Source organism: Streptomyces sp. NPDC101166 (assembly GCF_044768125.1).
Taxonomy (GTDB): domain Bacteria; phylum Actinomycetota; class Actinomycetes; order Streptomycetales; family Streptomycetaceae; genus Streptomyces.
Genome location: NZ_JBIWPF010000162.1, coordinates 1 through 1304, shown reverse-complemented (window position 1 = coordinate 1304; position 1304 = coordinate 1). Strand labels below are relative to the sequence as shown.

The window sequence follows — 1304 nt, the reverse complement described above, 5'->3', positions numbered from 1 at the left end:
CCCTTTCGCGCCGCTGTCGCGCAGGATGTACAGCGTCTCCTCCGGGGTCAGCCGCCAGTTCACGGCCACCTGGGCGACGCCGAGTTTCTGCAGGGCGCGCTGGACGACGAAGTACTCCGGCGCCAGCCGGAACCTGGTGCCGATCCGATCGCCACCGGTCAGCCCGTGCCGGGCCAGGCCCTCCGCGACCCGGTCGGCCGCGTCGTTCCACTCCCGGTAGGTCAGGACGACGCCGCCGCTGACCACCGCGGGCGCGTCCGGTCGATGAGCGGCCCAGAACTCCGGGGATCCCTTGTCGGGTTGATTCATGATTCCTCCTCGCGTGCGAGCACGTGTACGGCGCAGACCGCGCCGACTCCGACCATGTGCGCCAAGCCGATTCGGGCGTCGGGATGTTGTCGCGCCCCGGCCTCGCCACGCAGCTGGACGGTCAGTTCCGCGATCTGCCCGACGCCGGTCGGCCCGATCGGATGTCCCATGGACAGCAGTCCGCCGGAGGCATTGACCGCGACCTTGCCGCCGATATCGAAATCGCCCCCGGCCAGGGCGGCCGCGGCGCGGCCGGGCTTGCACACCTCCATGGCCTCGAGATAGACGAGCTCCTCCACCGTGAAGGCGTCGTGCAGCTCGATCAGATCCACGTCGTCGATGCTCACGCCGGCCGCCCGCAACGCCTCGGCCGTGGTTTCCGCGGTCAGGACGGCATCGAAATTCTCGGTGCCGTAATAGGTTTCCGACCGCAGCGCCGAGGCGCGCACCCGTACCGCGCGCGTCCGATCGAGGCCTAGGTCCGTGATCGCCCGGTCGGAGACGACGATTGCGGCGGCCGCACCCTCCCCGATCGGGCAGCACTGCAGGCGGGTGAGCACGCCGCTGAGGGCCGGCGGGGCCAGCACCTCCTCGAGCGTTCTGGCCCTGGGGCGCTGCGCATTCGGGTTGAGGGCGGCATTGCGACTGTTCTTCACCGCCACCCGCGCGATCTGCTCCGGCGTCGCGCCCGTCTCGTACATGTAGCGCGAGGCCAGCAGCGCGAAATGCGAGACCGGCAGCAGCCGATTCCCGACCAGGTCCTCCAGCCCGGCCGCGCGGGCGGGCATGCTGAGGTTCAGCGGCTTGTCGACCCCGACCGCGATGGCCACATCGTGCAGGCCCGCGGCGACATCGAGGTAGGCCTGCCGGAAGGCGCTCGACCCCGACGCGGAGGCGTTCTCGATCTGCACCATCGGGATGCCGGTCGCACCCAGGTGCCGATACATCAAGCGCGACAACGCCATCGACGTGGTCGCCGTCCCGGTGTAGGCGGT

At 70.4% G+C, this 1304-nt stretch carries 2 protein-coding genes; both read right to left on the bottom strand.

Annotation, left to right across the window (positions count from 1 at the left end):
• The coding region (locus tag ACIRS4_RS37320; protein ID WP_404204587.1) for an AMP-binding protein at positions 1–309 on the bottom strand (309 nt) is incomplete at its 3' end.
• The coding region (locus tag ACIRS4_RS37315; protein ID WP_404204585.1) for a thiolase family protein at positions 306–1304 on the bottom strand (999 nt) is incomplete at its 5' end. The genes ACIRS4_RS37320 and ACIRS4_RS37315, both read right to left, overlap by 4 nt.